Source organism: Tessaracoccus sp. ZS01, assembly GCF_022342445.1.
Lineage (GTDB): Bacteria > Actinomycetota > Actinomycetes > Propionibacteriales > Propionibacteriaceae > Arachnia.
In genome coordinates, this window is the sequence record NZ_PQFE01000018.1 from 1 (window position 1) to 20,116 (window position 20,116).

The 20,116-nt window shown below is 67.9% G+C and carries 8 protein-coding genes and 1 pseudogene; 7 read left to right on the forward strand and 2 right to left on the reverse strand.

What is annotated here, in order from left to right; genetic code table 11:
* The coding region (locus C3E87_RS12595; protein WP_158069087.1) for an NPCBM/NEW2 domain-containing protein at positions 1–2,080 on the reverse strand (2,080 nt) is incomplete at its 3' end.
* A 211-nt stretch (positions 2,081–2,291) separates the two neighbouring features.
* On the opposite strand from C3E87_RS12595, the gene C3E87_RS12600 reads away from it, so the two are divergent.
* A complete protein-coding gene (locus C3E87_RS12600) occupies positions 2,292–2,759 on the forward strand; it encodes a DUF2892 domain-containing protein (protein WP_076063458.1) in 468 nt (155 codons plus the stop codon).
* A 6-nt stretch (positions 2,760–2,765) separates the two neighbouring features.
* Here the strand turns inward: C3E87_RS12600 and C3E87_RS12605 are convergent, their stop codons facing one another.
* Complete coding sequence (locus C3E87_RS12605; protein WP_076063460.1) at positions 2,766–3,182, reverse strand: DUF302 domain-containing protein; 417 nt, start codon at positions 3,180–3,182, stop codon at positions 2,766–2,768.
* 279 nt (positions 3,183–3,461) lie between these two features.
* Between C3E87_RS12605 and C3E87_RS12610 the strand changes: the two genes are divergently transcribed.
* From C3E87_RS12610 to C3E87_RS14985, 6 genes and pseudogenes are all read left to right on the forward strand, one after another.
* Positions 3,462–4,316 (forward strand): DUF4349 domain-containing protein, encoded by an 855-nt coding sequence (locus C3E87_RS12610; protein WP_076063462.1) that lies wholly within the window; start codon positions 3,462–3,464, stop codon positions 4,314–4,316.
* A 49-nt stretch (positions 4,317–4,365) separates the two neighbouring features.
* Complete coding sequence (locus C3E87_RS14980; protein ID WP_076063465.1) at positions 4,366–7,200, forward strand: helicase-related protein; 2,835 nt, start codon at positions 4,366–4,368, stop codon at positions 7,198–7,200.
* On the forward strand, positions 7,193–11,845 hold the full coding sequence (locus tag C3E87_RS12625) for a restriction endonuclease subunit M (protein WP_076063467.1): 4,653 nt from the start codon (positions 7,193–7,195) through the stop codon (positions 11,843–11,845). The genes C3E87_RS14980 and C3E87_RS12625 overlap by 8 nt, the downstream gene beginning before the upstream one ends.
* A 222-nt stretch (positions 11,846–12,067) precedes the next feature.
* Positions 12,068–13,297, forward strand: a complete 1,230-nt coding sequence (locus C3E87_RS12630) for a DUF262 domain-containing protein (protein WP_083665648.1) — start codon at positions 12,068–12,070, stop codon at positions 13,295–13,297.
* 92 nt (positions 13,298–13,389) lie between these two features.
* Positions 13,390–14,109, forward strand: coding sequence for a HEPN domain-containing protein (locus C3E87_RS12635; protein WP_369819274.1), 720 nt, complete (start codon positions 13,390–13,392; stop codon positions 14,107–14,109).
* Between the two features lie 39 nt (positions 14,110–14,148).
* A pseudogene (locus tag C3E87_RS14985) lies at positions 14,149–19,376 on the forward strand (DEAD/DEAH box helicase); the annotation flags it as partial.
* Between the last annotated feature and the right edge of the window lie 740 nt (positions 19,377–20,116).

A 20,116-nucleotide genomic window follows, 5' to 3' on the forward strand; every position in this document is an offset into this window, starting at 1 on the left:
GCGTAGGTGAGGGGGTTGGGGTGGGGGTGGGAGTCGGTGGCTCGGTGCAGCGCACGCGCGCGTCGGCCCAGTCGGCGTGATCGTAGTTCTCGCCGTCGACCGCGTCGACCGCCAACGTCATGACGTCGACGCCGACCATGGACACGCTGACCGGCTTGGCTGCATCAGCGCCGGCGGCGGCAACTCGCGCGACCTCGACGCCGTCAGCGAGCACCACGAAGTCGACGCGGCCGTAGTTGCCGACCTCGTCGTCCAGCCCGACCTCGGCGTCGAAGGACTCGCACACGCCGCCCAGGTACACGCGAACTTCACTGGGCGCGTGCGCGCCCAGCCCGGTTTCGTAGATCTTGCCGCCGATGGTGAGGGGTAGGCCGTCGCCGAGGGCTTGGTTGCCGACGCTCGTGTCGCGTTCAACCGGTCCCCAGCCGTTGGTGCTGCTGAGCCATTCCACCGCGGACACCTGCGTCGTCCCGGCAGCAGGCGGGACCAGCGCCAGCGCCGTCGCGCGGTCGGTGGTGCGCATCACGCCGGACTTCCCGTCCCAGGTGGCTGAAGACTCGAAGACGGCCGCCCCGGCCGCCGGGGAATCCGGCTCCACGTCCACCGTCAGCGTCGCGGATTGGCCGGGTTCGATCTGTGCAGCGACGCTCGACGTGGCGCTCGTCGCCAGCCAGCCGTCGGGAACAACGGCCTCGAGGCGCACGTTGCGGACGGACTCCGTGCCGTCGTTGTGCAGGCGCACCGTCAGCTCGAACGGGGTGTCCAGGTTGAGGTAGGGCGGCACGTCGGTTTCGAGCGTGGTCATCGCCTCGAGGTCCTGCTGCGTGGGGGCGCCGATCACGAACAGTGCCGCGTCGTGTCCTGCCACACGCGCGCGAACGGCGTCGGAGGCGGCGTAGGCACGGCCGGACCAGACGTCGGTCACCTGCTGCGACGCCCCGTCGGGTCGCCCGACCTCCGCCGGGTCGACGGAGATGGTGCGCGCTTCGGTCCCCCGGTTGATCAGCAGCACGGCCGTCGAGCCGTCTTCCATCTGCTTCACCCAGACGTCCTCGTCACCGTTGTGGCGCAGCCGGGTGCCGATCTCCCCGCTCCAATCCTGGTCGATCTCGATGACTCGAGGGTTGGTAAGCAACTCACGCACCCATGGCTCCATCGACCTGACGTCGTTGCCGGCGATCAGGGGAGCGTTCGTGATGGCCCACAGACCCATATGGACGCGGGACTCGCCGGGCGTGAGGCCTGGGACGTCGTTGCCGAGGAACCGGTTCACGCCCACCACGAGCATGTCCGGATCGGCCCAACTGTTGGGCCCCGCATAGGGCGCCATCTCGGCCTGGAAATCGCCGTTGCTCATCATCACGGACCACTCGGCCCGGATGTCATAGGTGGTGCGATAGAAGTGTCCGACCTGATCCGTGCCGTTCCACAGCCAGTCGCGACCCTCGCCCCAGTCGCACAGGCTGAACAGCATGTCGCGACCCGTGGCGGCGATGGCGTCGGCCATGGCCTGGTAGCGCTCCTGCTCCTCGAGACCGCCGTGGCCGCCGCAGTTGTCGTACTTGACCAGGTCGACGCCCCAGTCGGCCCACTGCTGCGCGTCGGACATCTCGTAGCCGAGCGAGGCCGGGTAGCCGGCACAGGTGGTGGTGCCGGCCGACGAATAGATGCCGAGCTTCAGGCCCAACCCGTGGACGTAATCCGCGACGCCCTTGATGCCCTGCGGGAACTTCGCCGGATCAGGTACGAGCTTGCCATCGGCGGAGCGGCTCATGGTCGACCAGCAGTCGTCGATGTTGACGTACTCGTAGCCTGCGGCCGCCATGCCGCTCTCGACGAGGGCGTCCGCGGTCTGCTCGATGAGGTCTGCGGAGATGTCACAGCCGAAGGTGTTCCAGCTGCTCCATCCCATCGGCGGGGTGGGTGCCAGGTTTCCGAGCGGATGGTCCTCCGCGGCCACCGCGAGGGTGGGGTCGGGGACCGGAGCGGCGGCCGAAGGGCTCGACACCACCGTCGCGACCGACAAAGCCAGGGCTGGGACAAGAGCGAGTACGGCCGTTCGGGAAAAGCGTGAGCTCATTGATACTCCATTGAATCGATGTCCCACCACCGTGCTGTAGCGCGACGACCAGGTTCGGCAAGTCCTGGACAATCGATCAGAGACGTTGGCCGCCTTTGACGGCGGCGCGGCCGGCCACGGCTGGGGGCGGCGCGGTGCGGCTTGCACCCCAAAGGGCGTCCCCGCCCACCGATTCAGGTGCTTGACTGGAAGATCACCCGAGGAGGAATACATGCCCAACGCAGATCACGTCCGGCGATCCACCCCGGACAAGGTGCAGCAGCGCCTCGAGAAGGAACGGCTCCAGCGCGTGGCAGCCCTGGCCGACGCCCCCGCCGATGTCATCACCCAGCACATCAAGGACCTCGACAGGGCGTGGGACGTGGAGCGCGTGCTCGAAGCCAACGCCTCCACCCTGATGTTGATCAGCCTCGGGCTGGCGCGCCTGCACTCCCGTCAGTGGCTGTGGCTTGCCGCCGCGGTGCCCTCGTTCCTGCTTCAGCACGCCATCCAGGGTTGGTGCCCGCCCATCGAGGTGTTCCGGCGGCTGAACGTGCGCACCCGCAAGGAGATCGAGGTGGAACGCACGGCGCTGAAGGCCCTGCGCGGCGACTTCGCCGACCTCAACTTTGAGGGACTCGACCCCGTGAGCGCCGCCCGCGCAGCGATCGAGGCCGCGGAGGAACCGCAGCCCTCCTGAGCGCCTTCAGACGCCCTCGGGGTTCCCCGTCGCGCTGACGTACACGCGGTCCAGTGCTGCCCTCAGCGCCTCGCGCACCTCGTCGGCCAGCGGTTCCATCTCCGGGTTGTCGGTGATGGCGACCATCGTCTCCGGGTCGATCGCCTCCACGACGGTGACGCCGGCCGTGTGCCTCACCACCACGTTGCACGGCAGCAGCAGGCCGAGCGACGGCTCGACCTGCAGACCCTTGAAGGCGAAGCCCGGGTTGCAGGCGCCCAGGATGATCTGGTCGTCGATGTCGACGTCCAGCTTGTTCTTGAGCGTCTGCTTCAGGTTGATTTCGGTGAGGATGCCGAAGCCGCTCTCGGCGAGGGAATCCTTGGTGAGCGCCACCACGTCGTCGAAGGGGCGCTCCAGGTCGATGCGAAGTCCGTAGTTCATGTCAACCTCCTGGCACCGATCATGCTCCGTTCAGCGCCACGGCGGGGGGCGTGTGGGGAATTGGCGACCGACGTGCTGCGCGCCCTCCCGTAACGATCCGGACTCAGCCTTGTCCGGCCCGCGCGCATCCGCGCGGCACGGGGGTAGCGTCGACGTCACCGAGCCGATGGAGGAGGGGCCATGTGGGGGAATGCTGGGCTGCGGAGCGTTGTGGGAGCTGTCGTCGCGCTTCTGATGACGTTGCTGTTGGCGGCTTGCGCCGGTGGCGATGGGGCCACTGTGGATTCACCCGCGGGTGGCCCCGCTCCGGATGCCGGCGGTGGCTCCGTGGGCATGCCCCAGAAGGACGGTGATGAGGATTCCGGCGGCGGGGACCGCCTGATCATCCGGTCGAAGGTGCTCCGCCTGGAGGTGGAGAGCACGCCGGACGCGGTGACGAAGATCCGCGACCTGGCCCGCAGCCACGAGGGCACCGTCACCGACATGCAGGTGGCCACCGACACCGACGAATGGCTCTACCGCTACGGCGAGGACGGTGCGCCCGCGGGAGACGGGTCGGCGTTGCGCGGCTGGGTGACCACGCGCGTCCCCGCCGAGACCTACGAGGATTTCCTCGCCGAGGTGGCCGCGCTCGGGGTCGTGAAGTTCCAGTCCGAGGCCACCAGCGACGTCACCCAGGAGCACGTCGATCTCTCCGCGCGGCTGGACAACCTGCGAGCCCAGGAGGTGCGCCTGCGTGAGTTCTTCGACGCGGCCAAGGACGTCAAGGACATGCTGGCCATCGAGACCGAGCTGTCCCGGGTGCGGGGCGAGATCGAATCGCTCGACGCGCAGGTGACCTACCTGGAGCGGCAGGCCGCGATGGCGACGGTGACGATCGAGCTGGTCGAACCCCGCGCCGTGGTGAGCCCCGGCGGCGAGTCGTGGGGCTTCGGCGAGGCCATCACCGACGGCATCCGCGGCGCCGCCGGCCTGTTGACCGGGCTGCTGACGCTGCTGATCGCCACCGCCCCTGTGTGGCTGGTGGCCTTGGTGCTGTTCTTCCCGCTGCGCGCCTACCTCCGACGGCGGGCCGGGCGCCGTGCGGCGCCTCTAGGAGAGCCGATAACGCCAGCCGAAGAACGCTCAGCTTGAATGGCAAGGTGCCCCTAGCCAGGATCGGCTTGGGTAGGCTGCAGCCACAATGAGTGGCACTTATACATTCGCACCCGGCAACGTCGTCGTGGTGCGCGACGAGGACTGGCTGGTGACGTCAGTCGACGAGTCGTCCGACGGACCAGTCCTCAACGCCCAGGGCCTCTCGGATCTGGTCCGCGGCCAGGACGCCGTCTTCTACCCCTCGCTGGACCGGATCAAGCTCAACGACCCCCGCGACACCACCGTCCGCCCGGACAATTCCCCGAAATACCGCCGCTCAAGGCTCTGGGTGGAGTCCACCCTCCGCAAGACCGCCGTCCCCCTCAGCGACGACTCGCTCACCGTCTCACCACGCATGCTCGCGCGCCAGCTCGGCTATCAGCACAAGGCCGTCGCCAAGGCCCTCGACCCCGCCACACTGCGGCCCCGCATCCTGCTGGCCGACGCCGTCGGCTTGGGCAAGACGCTCGAGATCGGAATGATCCTCTCCGAGCTCATCCGCCGCGGCCGCGGGGAGCGGATCCTGGTGGTCACCCCGCGACACGTGCTGGAGCAGATGCAGCACGAGATGTGGAGCCGCTTCGCCATCCCGTTCGTGCGCCTCGACTCCCAGGGCGTGGCCCGCGTCAAGCAGAAGCTGCCCGCCAACCGCAACCCGTTCTCCTACTTCCGCCGCGTCATCATCTCCATCGACACGCTGAAGCAGGAGCGCTTCGTCCACGACCTGCGCCGCCACCACTGGGACGCCGTCGTCATCGACGAGTCGCACAACGTCACCAACACCGCCACCCTCAACAACCGGCTGGCCAGCATCCTCGCGCCGCAGGCCGACGCGCTCATCCTCGCCTCCGCCACCCCGCACAACGGGTCGCGGGAGTCGTTCGCCGAGCTGGTGCGCCTCCTCGACCCCACCGCCGTCAAGGCCGACGGCGACCTCGACGCCAAGCGCGTCGAGCAACTCACCATCCGACGACACCGCCACAGCGCCGAGGTTGCCGAGGAGGTGGGCGCCGATTGGGCCGAGCGCCTCGAGCCCGACAACCGCCTCATCGACGCGTCCCCGCAGGAGGACGCCGTCGTCGACGAGCTGGTCGACACCTGGCTCCGCCCGACGGGGTCCTCGCCCTACTCCGGCGCCAACGGCTCCCTCTTCCCGTGGACGCTGGCGAAGGCCTTCCTGTCCTCGCCGGCCGCACTCCGCGACACCCTGCACAACCGCATCGAGCGCCTCGACCACACGCCCGCGGCCCACCGCGAGGCCGAGGCCCTGCGCCGCCTGGCGGTCCTCAACGACGCCACCATGGCCACCTCGTCGAAGTACCAGGCCCTGGTCAGCTACCTCCGAGACGAGGTCGGAGTCGGCAAGTCCTCGCCCATGCGCGCCGTCGTCTTCTCCGAGCGCGTCGCCACCCTCCACTGGCTCCAGGCCAAGCTTGAGAAGGATCTCGGCCTCAAGCCCGGCCAGGTGGACGTCCTCCACGGCGGCCTGGCCGACGACCAGCAGCAGTCCATCGTCGAGAGCTTCAAGCAGACCAGCTCACCCATCCGCGTGCTCGTCACCGGCGACGTCGCCTCCGAGGGCGTCAACCTCCACAAGCAGTGCCACCACCTCATCCACTACGACATCCCGTGGAGCCTCATCCGCATCGAGCAGCGCAACGGCCGCATCGACCGCTACGGCCAGAAGCAGCCCCCGCAGATCACCACCCTGCTGTTGAGCGCCGCCAACGAGCGCTTCTCCGGCGACATCCGGGTCCTCACCGCCCTCGTCGCCCGCGAGCACGAGGCCCACCGCGCCCTCGGCGACGCCGCCAGCCTCATGGGCCGCTACAGCGTCACCGCCGAGGAGGAGGCCATCCGCCAAGTGCTGGCCGGCTCCAAGAGCTTCGACGACGTGGTGGCCAGCCCCGAGGACATCGCCACCAGCGTCGACGACTGGCTGGCCCAGTACCTCGACGACGACGCCGACGATCAGCCCGAGCCAGCCGTCGTCGGCGACCACCTCCTCTACGCCAAGCCGGTCGACTTCCTCCGCGACGCCCTCCACGAGTACTACCCCTCACCCGAGGACAAGCCGCTGCCTCGGGACCTCGGCGGCGTCGGCTGGCGCGAACACCAGGCCGAGCACATCGTCGAGTTCGTCCCACCCGCCGATCTCCGACAGCGCTTCGAGGTGCTCCCGCAGAGCTACCTCGCCGACCGCAACGTGCTCGAGCGCCTCCAGCTCGTCACGGAACCCAACAAGGCGAGCACCATCCTCGACGCCGCCCTCACCGACACCAGCGCCTCCTCCTGGCCAGAGGCCCACTACCTCGGCCCCCTCCACCCGGTGCTCGACTGGGCCGCCGACCGCGCACTGGCCCGGCTGGCCCGCGGCGAGATCTTCGCCGTCCGCGGCGACGTCGACGTGCCCACCGTGCTGCTCAACGGCACCCTCATCAACCGCCGCGGCCAGGTGGTGGCCTCATCGTGGCTGTCCGCCCAGTTCCACGGCGCCACGCCCTTCGTCGAGGTCCACGCGACGGCGGGGGAGATGCTCGCCGACGCCGGAGTCATCGGCGAGCGCAGCAACCCCGGCCCGGTCCAGCTCCCGGACATGGACCTCGTCCGTCCCGCAGTCGACCGCGCCGAGGACACCCTGCGGTTCCAGTTCCAGGCCGCGGCGGACGCCGCGAAGGCGCGGGTCGACGAGTGGGTGGCCCGCGCGGAGGAGTGGCAGTCCGAGGCCGAGGCGCTCATCCAGCGCGACCAGGTGCGCCGCCGCCGCGCGCTCGTCGACGCGCAGGAGCGGCTGAGCCGCGACATGACCCCAGACCGTCAGCTGGTGCGCCCCCTGCTGGTAGTCCTCCCCGCCGACACCCCGGAGGCCACCCATGGCTGACAGCGACGCCCTCCTCGTCGTCGAGGACTGGATCAGCGAGCACTTCTTCACCACCGACGCCCGCAAGGAGTCCTACGTGGCCCGCGTCCTGGACCGGGTCAAGCAGTGGCGCGACGCCGAGCACCCCACCACCAAATCCAGGTTCACCGCCGAGCGCTCCAAGCTGGCCACCGCCATGGCCGCCCTCTACGCCGACGACGACCCGGACCCTGACGCCGCCGCGGCACTCCACGCCGACCTCCGCCGCATCCTCGGCTACGAGCCCGGCCCCTACGAGACCACCGTCAACGGCCCGGTCCGGCTGCTTCGCTCGCCCGGACTGGAGCCGACACTCGCCCTGATCGAGGCCAAGCCCGCCGCCACGCTGGACGAGCTGTTCGCCCGCCACGCCGACACGCTCGCCGAGCCGTACGTCGTCGACGATGAGGACCCGATCACCTCTGCCACGAAGCTCGTCTCCACCCTGTTCCTCGATCACGAGGAGACGAAGTTCGCGCTCATCATGACCGGCCGCTGGCTGGTGGTGGCAGAGGCCTCCCGCTGGCCCGAGGGCCGCTACCTGGCCGTCGACCTCCACACCGTCGCCGAGCGCGGCGACACCAAGCAGGGCGGCGAGATCGACCGGGCGCTGGTGGCTGTCGACGCCGAGTCGCTGGCCCCCGACGCCGACGGCAACATCTGGTGGGACGCCACGCTCGAGGCGTCCGTCGCCCACACCGTCGGGGTCTCCGCCGACCTACGCGAGGGCGTTCGGGAATCCATCGAGCTCATCGCCAACGAGGTGGTGGACCGACGGCGCGCCCAGGGCCTCGACCCGCTGCCGCAGAGCCAGGCGCAGCCGCTGGCGCTGCAGTCGCTGCGGTTCCTCTACCGGATCCTGTTCCTCCTCTACGCCGAGGCGTCGCCGGAGCTGAAGATCCTCCCCGTCGGGGACCCGGACTACGCCCGCGGCTACTCCCTCGACCGGCTCCGGGAGCTGGTGCAGGTGGAGCTCGCCTCCCCGCGCGCCCGTACCGGCACCCACCTGTACGAGTCGCTGGCCCTGCTCTTCCGCCTCGTCGACCGCGGCCATGCACTCGGCGGCGACGCCGACCGCCTCGTCGAGCGCGGCCTCGAGTTCCAGCCCCTCCGAGCCGACTTGTTCTCCCCGAAGGCCACAGCACTCATCGACGAGGTTGGCCTCGGCAACCACGCCCTCCAGGAAGTCCTCCGACGACTCCTGCTCAGCAAGGAACGCTCCGGCAAGGAGCGCGGCTTCATCAGCTACGTCGAGCTCGGCATCAACCAGCTGGGCGCCGTCTACGAGGGCCTGATGAGCTACACCGGCTCGTTCGCCGACGTCGACCTCTACGAGGTGGCCCGCGACGGCAACCCGGAGAAGGGCTCCTGGGTGGTCCCGGTGGGGGAGCGCTCCGACCACTTGGCCGACAAGGACTTCGTCCTCGACACCGACCCCGTCACCGGCCAGAAGAGCCGCCGCCGCTACTCCCGTGGCCAGTTCGTCTTCCGGCTCTCCGGCCGCCAGCGACAGCGCTCCGCCTCCTACTACACCCCCGAGGTGCTGACGAAGTTCACCGTCTCCGAGGCGCTCGCCGAACTGCTGGACCAGGACGGCCACACCACCACCGCCGAGGAGATCCTGGGCCTCAGCGTCTGCGAGCCCGCCCTCGGCTCCGGTGCGTTCGCCATCGAGGCCGTCCGGCAGCTGGCTGAGCAGTACCTCAAGCGTCGGCAGGAGGAGCTGGGGGAGCGGATCGACCCCGACGTCTACCCGGCCGAGCTCCAGAAGGTTAAGGCCTACCTTGCCCTGCACAACGTCTACGGCGTGGACCTCAACGCCACCGCCGTGGAGTTCGCGGAGATCACGCTGTGGCTGGACACCATGGCCGAGGGACTGCACGCCCCATGGTTCGGGCTGCGGCTGCGACGAGGCAACTCGCTGGTGGGGGCGTCGCGCTCCTTCTACACGCGCGATCAAGTCGACGACAAGCGCTGGCTCACCAGCCCACCCGCGGCGGAGCCGCTCACCGACATCGCCGCACGCATCGAGCAGGATCGTCCCGAGCTCAGCGGCTCCGGCGGCCGCATCCATCACTGGCTGCTGCCCGCGGCAGGTTGGGGAGCCACGTCCGAGTCCAAGGAGGCGAAGGAACTCGTCCCCGACCGCGTGGCCAAGGTCAAGGCGTGGCGCAAGGCCATCAAGGGCAAGCCGACGAAGAAGCAGCTCGACCAACTGGTGGCGATCTCCCACCAAGCGGAGGGACTGTGGGCAATGGCCTACCGCCGCCTGAAGGTCGCCGAGGAGCAGTCAGCCCGCCACATCAAGCTGTGGGGAGACCCCCTTCCGCTGGCTGAGGTGCCGCGGAGCGGCCTCGAAGCGTCAAAGACTCGCACCCCCAACGTCACCCGCGAACAAATCGAACAGTCACTAGCCGACGACGACGGCGCCTACCGCCGACTCCGCCGCATGATGGACGCCTGGACTGCGCTGTGGTTCTGGCCGCTGACCGGCGACGAGGTGGCTCCGCCGACGCTCGACCAGTGGATCGACGCCGCCCAGGGCATCCTCGGCACGCAGAAGCTGTCGTCCCGCGGCGCGAAGCAGGGGATGGGCACGCTGTCCCCGGGGGACCAATGGGAGGCGATGGCCGACCAGGAGAGCTTCGAACTCGCCGGCGCCGGTGCCAGACGAGTCAGGGACGTGCTCGACGATCACGCGTGGCTGCGTGTCTGCGAGGACGTGGCGAAGGAGCAGGGTTTCTTCCACTGGCAGTTGGACTTCGCGACGGTGTTCGGTCGCGGAGGCTTCGACCTGCAGGTCGGAAACCCGCCGTGGGTTCGGCCGCGAAGTGACGTCGAGTCTCTCCTGGCCGAGGGCGACCCGTGGTGGCAGTTGGCGTGGAAACCGTCAGTTGCGGAGAAGAAGGCGCGCCGCGAGCAGACGCTCCAACAGCCCGGGATCGGGCAAGGCGTGATCGATGGCGACGCGGAACTCGTGGCTCTCGCTGAGTTCGTCGGAGACATCACGACGTATCCGGTGCTGTCAGGCCTTCAGCCGGACTTGTACCGCTGCTTCATGTCCCGGACCTGGGTGAACTCGTCTGACCGCGGTGCCACCGGCCTGATCCACCCGGAGACTCATTTCACAGACGAGAAGGCGGGAGTGCTTCGCGAAGCCACCTACGCGCGGCTCCGGCGACACTGGCAGTTCATCAACGAGCTGCAACTCTTCGACGAAGTCCACCATCTCGTCAATTACGGGGTCCATGTCTACGGACCTATAGGAGAGGCAATCTTCCTGCATGCAGCCGGGCTCTACCACCCCGAGACCGTCACGCGTTCTGCCCAGCACGATGGCTCGGGTCCCGAACCGGGCTTCAAGCACGAGGGTGGCTGGGATCGTCGCCCTCACCGATCACGCATCCAAAGGGTCAATCGGGAGACACTGCAGGTGTGGCGCGATGTCCTGGAGTCTCCGACCACGCCGGTCGAGCGCTCACGGATGCTCTACACGGTGAATAGCTCCTCGGCTACGGTTCTCGCTCGTCTGGCGAAGGCCAGGAGAGTCGGGGAGCTCGGCTTGAGTTTCTCACGAGGCTGGGATGAGTCTATCGATCGACAGAAAGGCCGCTTCGTCCAGGAGTGGGGGCCGGCGTCCTGGGAAGATGCGATCCTTCAAGGCCCGAACCTTCACGTCGCGAACCCCTTCTACAAGTCGCCCAACCCGACGATGCTCCACAACCTCGACTGGTCGTCGCTGGACTTGGAGACCCTCGCGCCCGACGCCGAACCGGTCACGTCGTACAAGCCTGCTGGCGATCGTGCGACGTATGACTCTACTTACGGAACCTGGAGCGGCATCGACGTCCGCGCCCATTACCGCATCGCGTGGCGCGCTATGGCAGCCAACTCGAATGAACGCACTCTCATCTCGGCGATAATTCCGCCCGGCGCCGCGCACCCCAACGGAGTCTTCTGTCTCGGCGGTGAAACACGACTCGTGGCGATCCTCAGCGGCGTCCTCGCTTCAATCCTTTCTGACTTCGCGGTGCGCGTCGCTCCCAAGAGCGGCATCTACCAGAGCGTGGTTGACCGGCTGGCCCTCCCGTCGTTGGATGATCCGCTCATGCCACGACTGTTGCTGCGAACGCTACGGCTGAACTGCCTAACGGATGCCTACGCCGAGCTCTGGCGCGAGTTGTGGGACCCGGCTTTCGCAGAGGACGAATGGCTGCTCGGCCAGGCCTACCCAGACGCCCCCAATCTGGGCGACATCGCACCCGTGTGGACACCCGAAACGCCACTGCGACGCGTCATCGATCGCCGCAACGCCTTGGTGGAGATCGACGCACTCATGGCCAGGATGCTCGGAGTCACCGCCGACGAACTCGCCACGATCTACCGCACCCAGTTCGCGGTCCTGCACGGCTACGACCAGAACGACTACATCTACGACGCCAACGGCCGCTTGGTCCCCACACAGCTCCGCCAGCTGTGGCGAAAGAAGGGCGACAAGCTCACTGAGGAGGAGCGCACCGCCACCCACCCGGCCGGCACCGTCTACACCTACGAGCTCCCCTTCGCCCCCCGCGACCGCGAGGGCGACCTGCACGTAGCTCTTGCATCGCTCCGGGCACGAGGATGAGCGTCTTCACGAGCGCCGACTCGCGTGTCGCGAGCAGGCAGACCAGGGAGCCTAAGGCAAAACACCGTCACGCTTCGTGCGAACGTTTTCGGGTGCCGTTGCCTCGTCGCCCAACTCGCGCTCTTTGGGTGACGCCGACTAGAGGAGCACCTTGCTTGTATATTGAGAGTCGGTCTCCGAGGCCCATGGCATCACAAACGGCTCATCTCAGAAAGACGAACGATGGCACACTCTGGATCCGATGACATCGGTGAGGTTATTGACCTCGACAGCACTCAGCTAGTGCCTCATCAAGGCGAGGACGAGTCGGACGCCGGTGGGTTGCTTGCAGGATTCAAGGCGTCAATCGGTAGTCGGGACTGGACTGTGGAGACCCTATTGTCCCAGATGCGAAAAGGGCGCATTGACTTGGACCCATCCTTTCAGCGTAGAAATGCCTGGCTCGACAATCGAAAGAGCAAGTTGCTCGAGTCAATCATGCTTGGTTTCCCCATTCCCCAGATTGTCTTAGCCGAGAAGAGGGACGCTCCTGGTTACTTTTTCGTGCTCGACGGCAAACAGCGATTACTGGCGCTCCGGCAGTTCTTTGCCGACCCGGACGACCCTAGGGACGCTCACTTCGTACCTCTACGACTCACGGGACTCGAGGTCCTCACTGAACTGAATCGGAAGGATGTGGACTCCCTGGCAGAGTCCTATCCAGAGTGGTTGGCGAGAATTGAGAATCACAGTATTCGAACCGTGGCGCTGTCGGACTGGAGTTCGGAGAACCTCCTGTTATCACTATTTCTTCGGTTGAATACAGGGAGTGTCGCTCTCTCGCCGCAAGAACTCCGGCAGGCACTCATCCCTGGTGAGTTTGTCAAATGGCTGGATCAAGCGTCTGGCGACTTGCAGGGGTTGCGTCGCCTGCTGAATAATGAGCACCCGGATCGCCGCATGATCGATGCAGAGCTATTGTTGCGTCACTTGTCATTCGCGTCCTCTCCTTATCGGTACAGTGGAAACCTCAAAGTCTTTCTCGATGAGACTTCTCGCTTTTTCAATCAGAACTGGGAAAAGCATGTTGACCTGGCGACGCAAGAGGCGAGTGACTACAATGAGGCATTGAATACGGGGCTGGAGATGTGGGGAACATCCTTCGCTCGTAAGTGGGTGCCCGACCCCGCAAGGGGAGCAGCCCGCTTCGAGAGAGCACTCAACAGGGCGCTCCTAGATGTCCAGGCATACTCCCTGAAGTTCCCGAACGTGAGGAGTGCTGTTCAGGCTGACCCCTATGGGGTGCTCGATCGCTTCAAGAGTGCCTGCGAAAGTGACACGTTCGTGCGTTCGATCTCAACGACAACGAAGACGGCGGAAGCGTTCATCACGCGGCATCGTGTCTGGTCCCAGGTTCTGAGCGAGTCAGTTCAGGCTGGCTATCCAATGCCAGAGCCTCTCAAGCGTAGCTGAAATGGGCCATAGCTGACATGGATTTAGCGCAACAGCTTCGCCACCTGGACGCCACGCTGCTCGGATCCGTGACCACTCAGTTTCCAGATCCAATGTCAGAGCCCGAGCGGGCTCAGGTCCACGCCTACCTAGTCTTAGCGCACGCTGTGTTGGAGGAGTATCTAGAGACGGCGTTTCTTTCGCATTTTGAACGTCTATGCTCTTGGTTGGATGAGCCATTGGTTCCCAAGGAATGCGTCCAGTTCGCCTTTGCCGTCTCGGCTCTGACCTCGGAAGGCTCCGGTTCCTATCGAAAGCGCAATACTGTTGAGGTCATTCGCCATTTTGGTAAGAAGCAATTCGAGAAGCAACTGAATGCCAATAACGGGCTCAAGACCCAGAACGTAGAGGTGCTAGCTCGTGCTCTTGGGGCCGACTGGTCGGAGTTGGAGTCTGCTCTCAACATCCAGCTCGCCGACCTGGACACACTTGGCCACAAACGAGGCGCGGCGGGTCACTTGTCACCATATACCAATAAGATCAATGCCATTTCTACGGCTGACGGGCCGGATCAGATCAGGGAGTGGGTTCGTAATGGCCAAGATGCCGTCGAGGCCGTTGGGCAATACCTCGACCGGCTTTGCCCGCCGCGTTCTAAAGGGTCGAATGAACTTCGCCGTCAAGCACCCACTGCGGCACGTAAGAGCACCTCGCAGCGTAGGAGCCCGGGGAGCACGCGGAGGCGTCGGAGTGCGGTAAGCAGCTACTCTTTCAACAATGCGCTCTCGGTATCGCGACTTGGTCAGCGCTCTTGCCAAGATCGAATGCTCTGACGTGTCCTGCGCAACTTGAGTTACCTAACAGGAGGATCGTTGAGTGAGTTGCTGCCCGGTCGCCAGGCCATGCGGCTGCGCACCGGCTTGATTGACTACCTCACCACCACCTTCGCCCTCGTCGATTCCGACGCGCAGGCCGCTCTGCGCGAACTCTTAGAGGACGAGACAGAGGGGATGTTCAAGGGACCCTACCTGCGCACAGGGATGCCGTTCAGTGCAGCGCCGCGTCGAGCCGTTTCTCCGTTGGATTGGATGCCCTCCGGGTTCGACTCCTACGCCCATCAGGCAGCCGCGTTCCGGCGCCTCTCCAGCCTCAACGGCCGTCCCCAGCCGACGCTGGTCACCACCGGTACGGGCTCGGGTAAGACGGAGGCCTTTCTCTACCCGATCCTGGACCACTGCCTTCGCGCCCGCCGGCAGGGCGTTGGCGGCATGAAGGCCCTCATCCTCTATCCGATGAACGCACTCGCCAATGACCAGGCCCAGCGCCTCGCCCGGCTGATCACCCAACGCGAAGCAGACGGTCATCAGCCCCTCGGTTCGGTCACCGCGGCCCTCTACACCGGAGAGGCGGCCGTCTCCGCGGATGGGAAGCGTTCCGGTCCCTCCACCAAGGTCACGGAGAACGGGCTCATCACCGACCGGGCGATCATCCGTGACGACCCTCCGGACATCCTGCTGACCAACTACAAGATGCTCGACCAACTCCTCCTGCGTTCCGCCGACCAGAAGCTGTGGGAGAAGTCGGCCGAGTCGCTGACCTACCTGGTGCTCGACGAGTTCCACACCTACGACGGAGCGCAGGGCACGGACGTCGCGATGCTGCTCCGTCGTTTGGGACTGGCGCTGAAGTCGTACTGGCCGGAACAGGGGAGTGCGGGCGACTCGCACAGTTCTGAGGAGTGGGGCCGGCCGCTGGGGCGGATCACTCCCGTGGGGACGTCGGCCACCCTGGGGCCTCGGGAGGATGCTGGCTCTGAGGATCGGGACATCACGAAGTTCGCCACGCGGGTGTTCGGGGAGAAGTTCGATGAGGGCTGTGTCGTGGGGGAGCAGCGCTTGGCTCCGGATGAGTGGTCGGATGTGGGGGCCGGGCCGGGCTGGGCGGTCGGCCGTCGGTTTCTGAGGCTTCGAGGCTCGCTAGCGCTCGCTCCTCAGCCAGCGGGAATGGAGCTCGCACGTCAGTCGGCGGAGTTGGCGCGAGTCAGGAGGTTTCGAGGCTCGCTAGCGCTCGCTCCTCAACCAGCGGTATAGGCGAAGTCACCGAGCAGGTGGCTGCCGACGTCGTCGGGCAGATCGACGACGACACCGACCCGGCCGAGCTGTGCCGGATCGTCCTGACCGCCCTCCACGAGGATCCGGAAACATCCGACCTCAAGACCCTCGCGAGGTCCAGCGCGTTCATCCGTGACTTCCTCGCCGCCACAGCCCAGGCCACCCACGTCACCGAGCTCGCGCGGCTCGTCCGCGGGACGCCCGAGACGCTGGAGGTCCGTCGTCGGTTCGTCATCGCGGTCCACGGGGCGCTCGGACACCTGCGGGCGCGCGGCAAGGACGGCGGGCCAGACCGGTCCATGCCGTCCACCGAGGCCCACCTGTGGGTGCGGGAACTCAGCCGCATCGACCGCTACGCCGACTCGGCCGCCCGATTCCGCTGGGCTGACGACGGCCCGCCCGTCGCGAGCGAGGATGCCACCCAGGGCGGTGGGATCGCGTTCCCCGCCATCCATTGCCGGTTCTGTGGCCGCTCCGGGTGGGGCGTCGAGCTCGGCCCGGTCGGCGACCAGCTGGCGGCCAACGACGAGAACATCCGACGCCATCACGTCACGCGCGAGGGCCGGTTCCGCCCGCTGCTCAACGCCTCCGCGGATGTTGACTCAGACGCCCCGCCCGAGACCGGGCTGGCCTGGTTCGACCACCGCGAGCGCCGGATCACCACCACACCCAGCGACGTCGACCCCACCGCCGTCCGCGAGGGCCGCGTGTTGCGCGTCGTCACCCACGTCGGTGAGGACGCCGACGACGACTCCGCCAAGGACACCTGCCCCAGCTGCGGGCAGACGGATGCCATCCGCTTCACCGGCAGCGCCATCGCCACCCTGATGTCGGTGACGCTGTCCAACATGTTCGGCCAGGCCACCCTCGATGAGGCCGAGAAGAAGTCGCTGGTCTTCGTCGACTCCGTCCAGGACGCCGCCCACCGCGCCGGCTTCGTCTCCTCCCGCTCCCACACCCTCACCCTGCGCTCCGTGCTGCGCGCCGCCGGCGACGCGCCGCGATCACTGCCGGCTCTGGTGGAGCACGCCGTCGAGCAGGCCAAACACGACAAGTTCAAGCGCTACCGGCTGCTCGCCCCCAACCTCACCGCCCGCGAGGAGGAGTTCAAGCCGTTCTGGGAGCGCGACAACCCGCCCGCCAAGCTCACCGCCATCGCCCAGGAACGCCTGCTGTTCTCCGCCACCCTCGAGTTCGGCCTCACCAGCAGCTTTGGCCGCACCCTGGAGCGCACCGGCACCATGAGCGCCCACGTGGCCATCGACGGCGCCGACCTGCTGCGCTCCGCCAGGAAGGCACTCGACACGCTCGATGCCGGCCTGTTCCCCCAGGGCGTCGACGATCGGATGCTCACCGCCTGGGCCCGCGGCGCCGTCGAACGCATCCGCACCCAGGGCGGCATCTGGCACCCATGGCTGGAGAGGTACGTCGCCGAGGACGGCAACCGCTGGCACCTGTGGAGCCGCAAGGGCCGCGCCAAGTACATGCCGCCCTTCCCGCCCGGCCGCTCCACGCCCGCCTTCCCGCGGGTGGGGGGCGCAAAGATCGAGCCGAACAAGGCGCTGCTCGACCCCGTCACCGGCAGCAGGGCCTGGTACGCCCAGTGGGCCAGGCGCTGCCTCCTTGTCGACGGCACTGCCGGGGGAGTGCTCGCCCGCACCCTGCTGGACCAGCTCGCCAAGGACCAGCTGCTGCACGCCGTCGAGACCCGCAGCGGCGCCACCGTCTACGCCATCGAGCCGGAGCGAGTCGTCGTCGCGCCCACCGAGGATTCGGACGTCGACGACGGCCGCCACACCCTGCGCTGCACCACATGCCACGGCGAGTTCCCCGTCAGCCTCGCCACCGCCCAGGAACTCGACGGCGGCCCCTGCCTCCACGCCACCTGCGCCGGCACCCTCGCCCCCCACCCCGGCGACCCGGACAACTACTACCGACGCCTCTACCGCTCCTCCGAGGTGCGGCGCGTCGTCGCCCGCGAACACACCAGCCTCCTGGACACCAAGAAGCGCCTCGAGTACGAGAACGCCTTCAAGTCCAGCGCCGACGACCCCACCGCGCCCAACGTGCTGGTGGCCACCCCGACGCTGGAGATGGGCATCGACATCGGCGACCTGTCCTCGGTGATGCTCGCCTCCCTGCCCCGCACCGTCAGCAACTACGTCCAGCGCGTCGGCCGCGCCGGCCGCCTCACCGGCAATGCGCTGGACCTGGCGTTCGTCCAGGGCCGCGGGGAGTTCCTGCCCCGACTCGGCGACCCGCTCTCCCTCATCAACGGCGCCGTCACCCCGCCTGCCACGTACCTGAGCGCCGAGGAGATCCTCCGCCGCCAGTACATCGCCCACCTCGCCGACAGCCTCGCCCGCGACCCCGACGCCATCCACCCCCGCACCACCGGCACCGCCCTCGCGCAGCCCACCGGGGGGAAGGCCACCTTCCTCGACCAGCTCGTCGAGGCCTCCAGGAAGCCCGGCGCCGTCGATCGGTTCCTCGCCGCGTTCGTCGTCGACGGCGACCTCACCGCCACCCTCCGCCGCGACGCCGCCGAGGCGCTGCGTGCATGGGCCACCCCGGGGCCGGACGGCTCCAGCGGGCTGGTGGCCACCATCGGCCACGCCGCCCAGCGCTGGCACGCCGAGCAGCAGGACCTCAAGGACCGCCTCGACCAGCTCGTCGCCGAACTGCCCGACCTCGAGGCCCGCGAGCAGGACAGCGACGACGACGCCCGGGCGCTCAAGGAGGCCCGCGCCGAGCAGCGCATGCTGGAGGCCCAGATCGGCGCCGCTTACGGCGACTTCTGGATCTCCGCGCTCGAGAGGATCGGGCTGCTGCCCAACTACTCGCTGGTCGACGACTCCGTCCAGCTGGACGTCACCATGAGCTGGATCGACTCCGACACCGGCGAGTACCACTCCGAGGCCGCCGACTACTCCCGCGCCAGCGCCAACGCCCTGCGCGACTTCGCGCCCGGCGCGTCGTTCTACGTCGGCGGCCACCAGATCGACATCGACGCCGTCGAGGTGGGCCACGACGGCTCCGCCATCCGCTCCGTGCGGCTCTGCCCGCACTGCGGCTACAGCCACGAGGGCGACGACACCCCCACGACCTGCCCGCGCTGCGGGAAGTCGGGCATCAACGACGTCGGCCAGCGGTTCGAGACCATCGAGCTCACCCGCGTCTCCGCGTTCGTGCGGCGTGACGAGTCCCGCATCGACGACTCCAACGACGAGCGCGTCCGCGCCGGCTTCTCCATCGTCACCGCCGCCGACGTCGACCCGCAAACCGTCCAAGACCGCTGGTACACCACCGGCGGCCTGGGCGTGGCGTACCTCAAGGGCATGGACGTGCGCTGGTACAACCTCGGCCCCCGCCGCCACACCGCCGGCGAGATCACCATCGCCGGCAACCGGCTCGCCGGGCCGCGGTTCCGGATCTGCGAGGCCTGCGGCCACCTCGACCGCACCGGGCTGGCCAACAAGCGCGACGAGCACCGGCCGTGGTGCAAGCACCGCCACAGCCACGAGGAGCACACCCGCTCCGTGCTCCTCACCCGCAAGCTCACCACCGAGGGCGTCGTGCTCACCCTCCCGCAGGGCATCGCGTTCGGCGACGACGTGTTCGCCGTTCCCAGCCTCACCGCCGCCGTGCTCCTCGGGCTGCGGGAGAACTACGGCGGCGCGCCCGACCACCTCGACGTCGCCTTCATCAAGGACCCGCTCCTCGACAACCGCGACGCCCTCCTCCTGCACGACCTCGTCCCCGGCGGCACCGGCTACCTGGCCGAGCTGGCCGACCCCCGCGAGCTGTGGCAGGTGCTGACCGGCGCGCTGGAGCGGGTCAAGGACTGCGCCTGCGCCGACGAGGGACGGCTGTCCTGCCACCGCTGCCTGCTGCCGTTCGCCGCCCCCTACAACCGCGAGGTCACCTCCCGGGTTGCCGCCGAGCGGCACCTGCGGACGCTGCTGGGGATCGACGGCGGGGAGCCGCCGCTGGTGCCGTCGTGGAAGATCACGGAGGCACCGCCGGCGCCGGACCCGACGGGGGAGTCGTGGTTGGAGGAGCGGTTCCGCGCCGCGTTCCTGCGGCTGGCGGCCAAGCTGGGCGGCACCGTCAAGCAGACCCCGAGCATCTCCGGCGGCAACATCATCACCGTGTCGCTGGGCAGCCGCACCTTCCGGCTCCGGCCGCAGGTGCACGTGGCCAACTCCAAGCCCGACTTCGTCCTGTCCAGCGAGGGCCTGCCCGACGTCGCGATCTTCACCGACGGCTGGCAGTTCCACGCCTCGCCCAAGCACAACAACATCGCCGACGACGCAGCCAAGCGCCGCATCCTCCGCCAGGGCGGCACGCTCGTGCTCGCGATCACCGCACAGGACCTGGCGCTCGAAGAGGCGGGCGACGCCGCCACCGCGCCGTCGTGGTTCAAGGCGCCGCTGGTGCAGAAGCTGAACGGCGAGCCGGCGATGCAGCACACCGCCGCCGCGCGCGAGTCCCTGCTCGGTGGGCCGCTGGCGTTCCTGGCCGGGTGGATGCAGCAGCCAGACCCCGACAATCTGGGGCGTTTCGCCCGGGCGGCCGCGTTCTCGGTGTTCGCCTCCGGCGCCACTCCTACGGATGCGCCGGTGGAGGACCTCGCCGTCGGTCTGCTGTCCGGGGCGGGCGGGCAGACCCGGGTCTGGCGGCACGGGAGTCTCGCCGTCGCGGTGAGCGTCCCGGCCCCGGGCTCCGT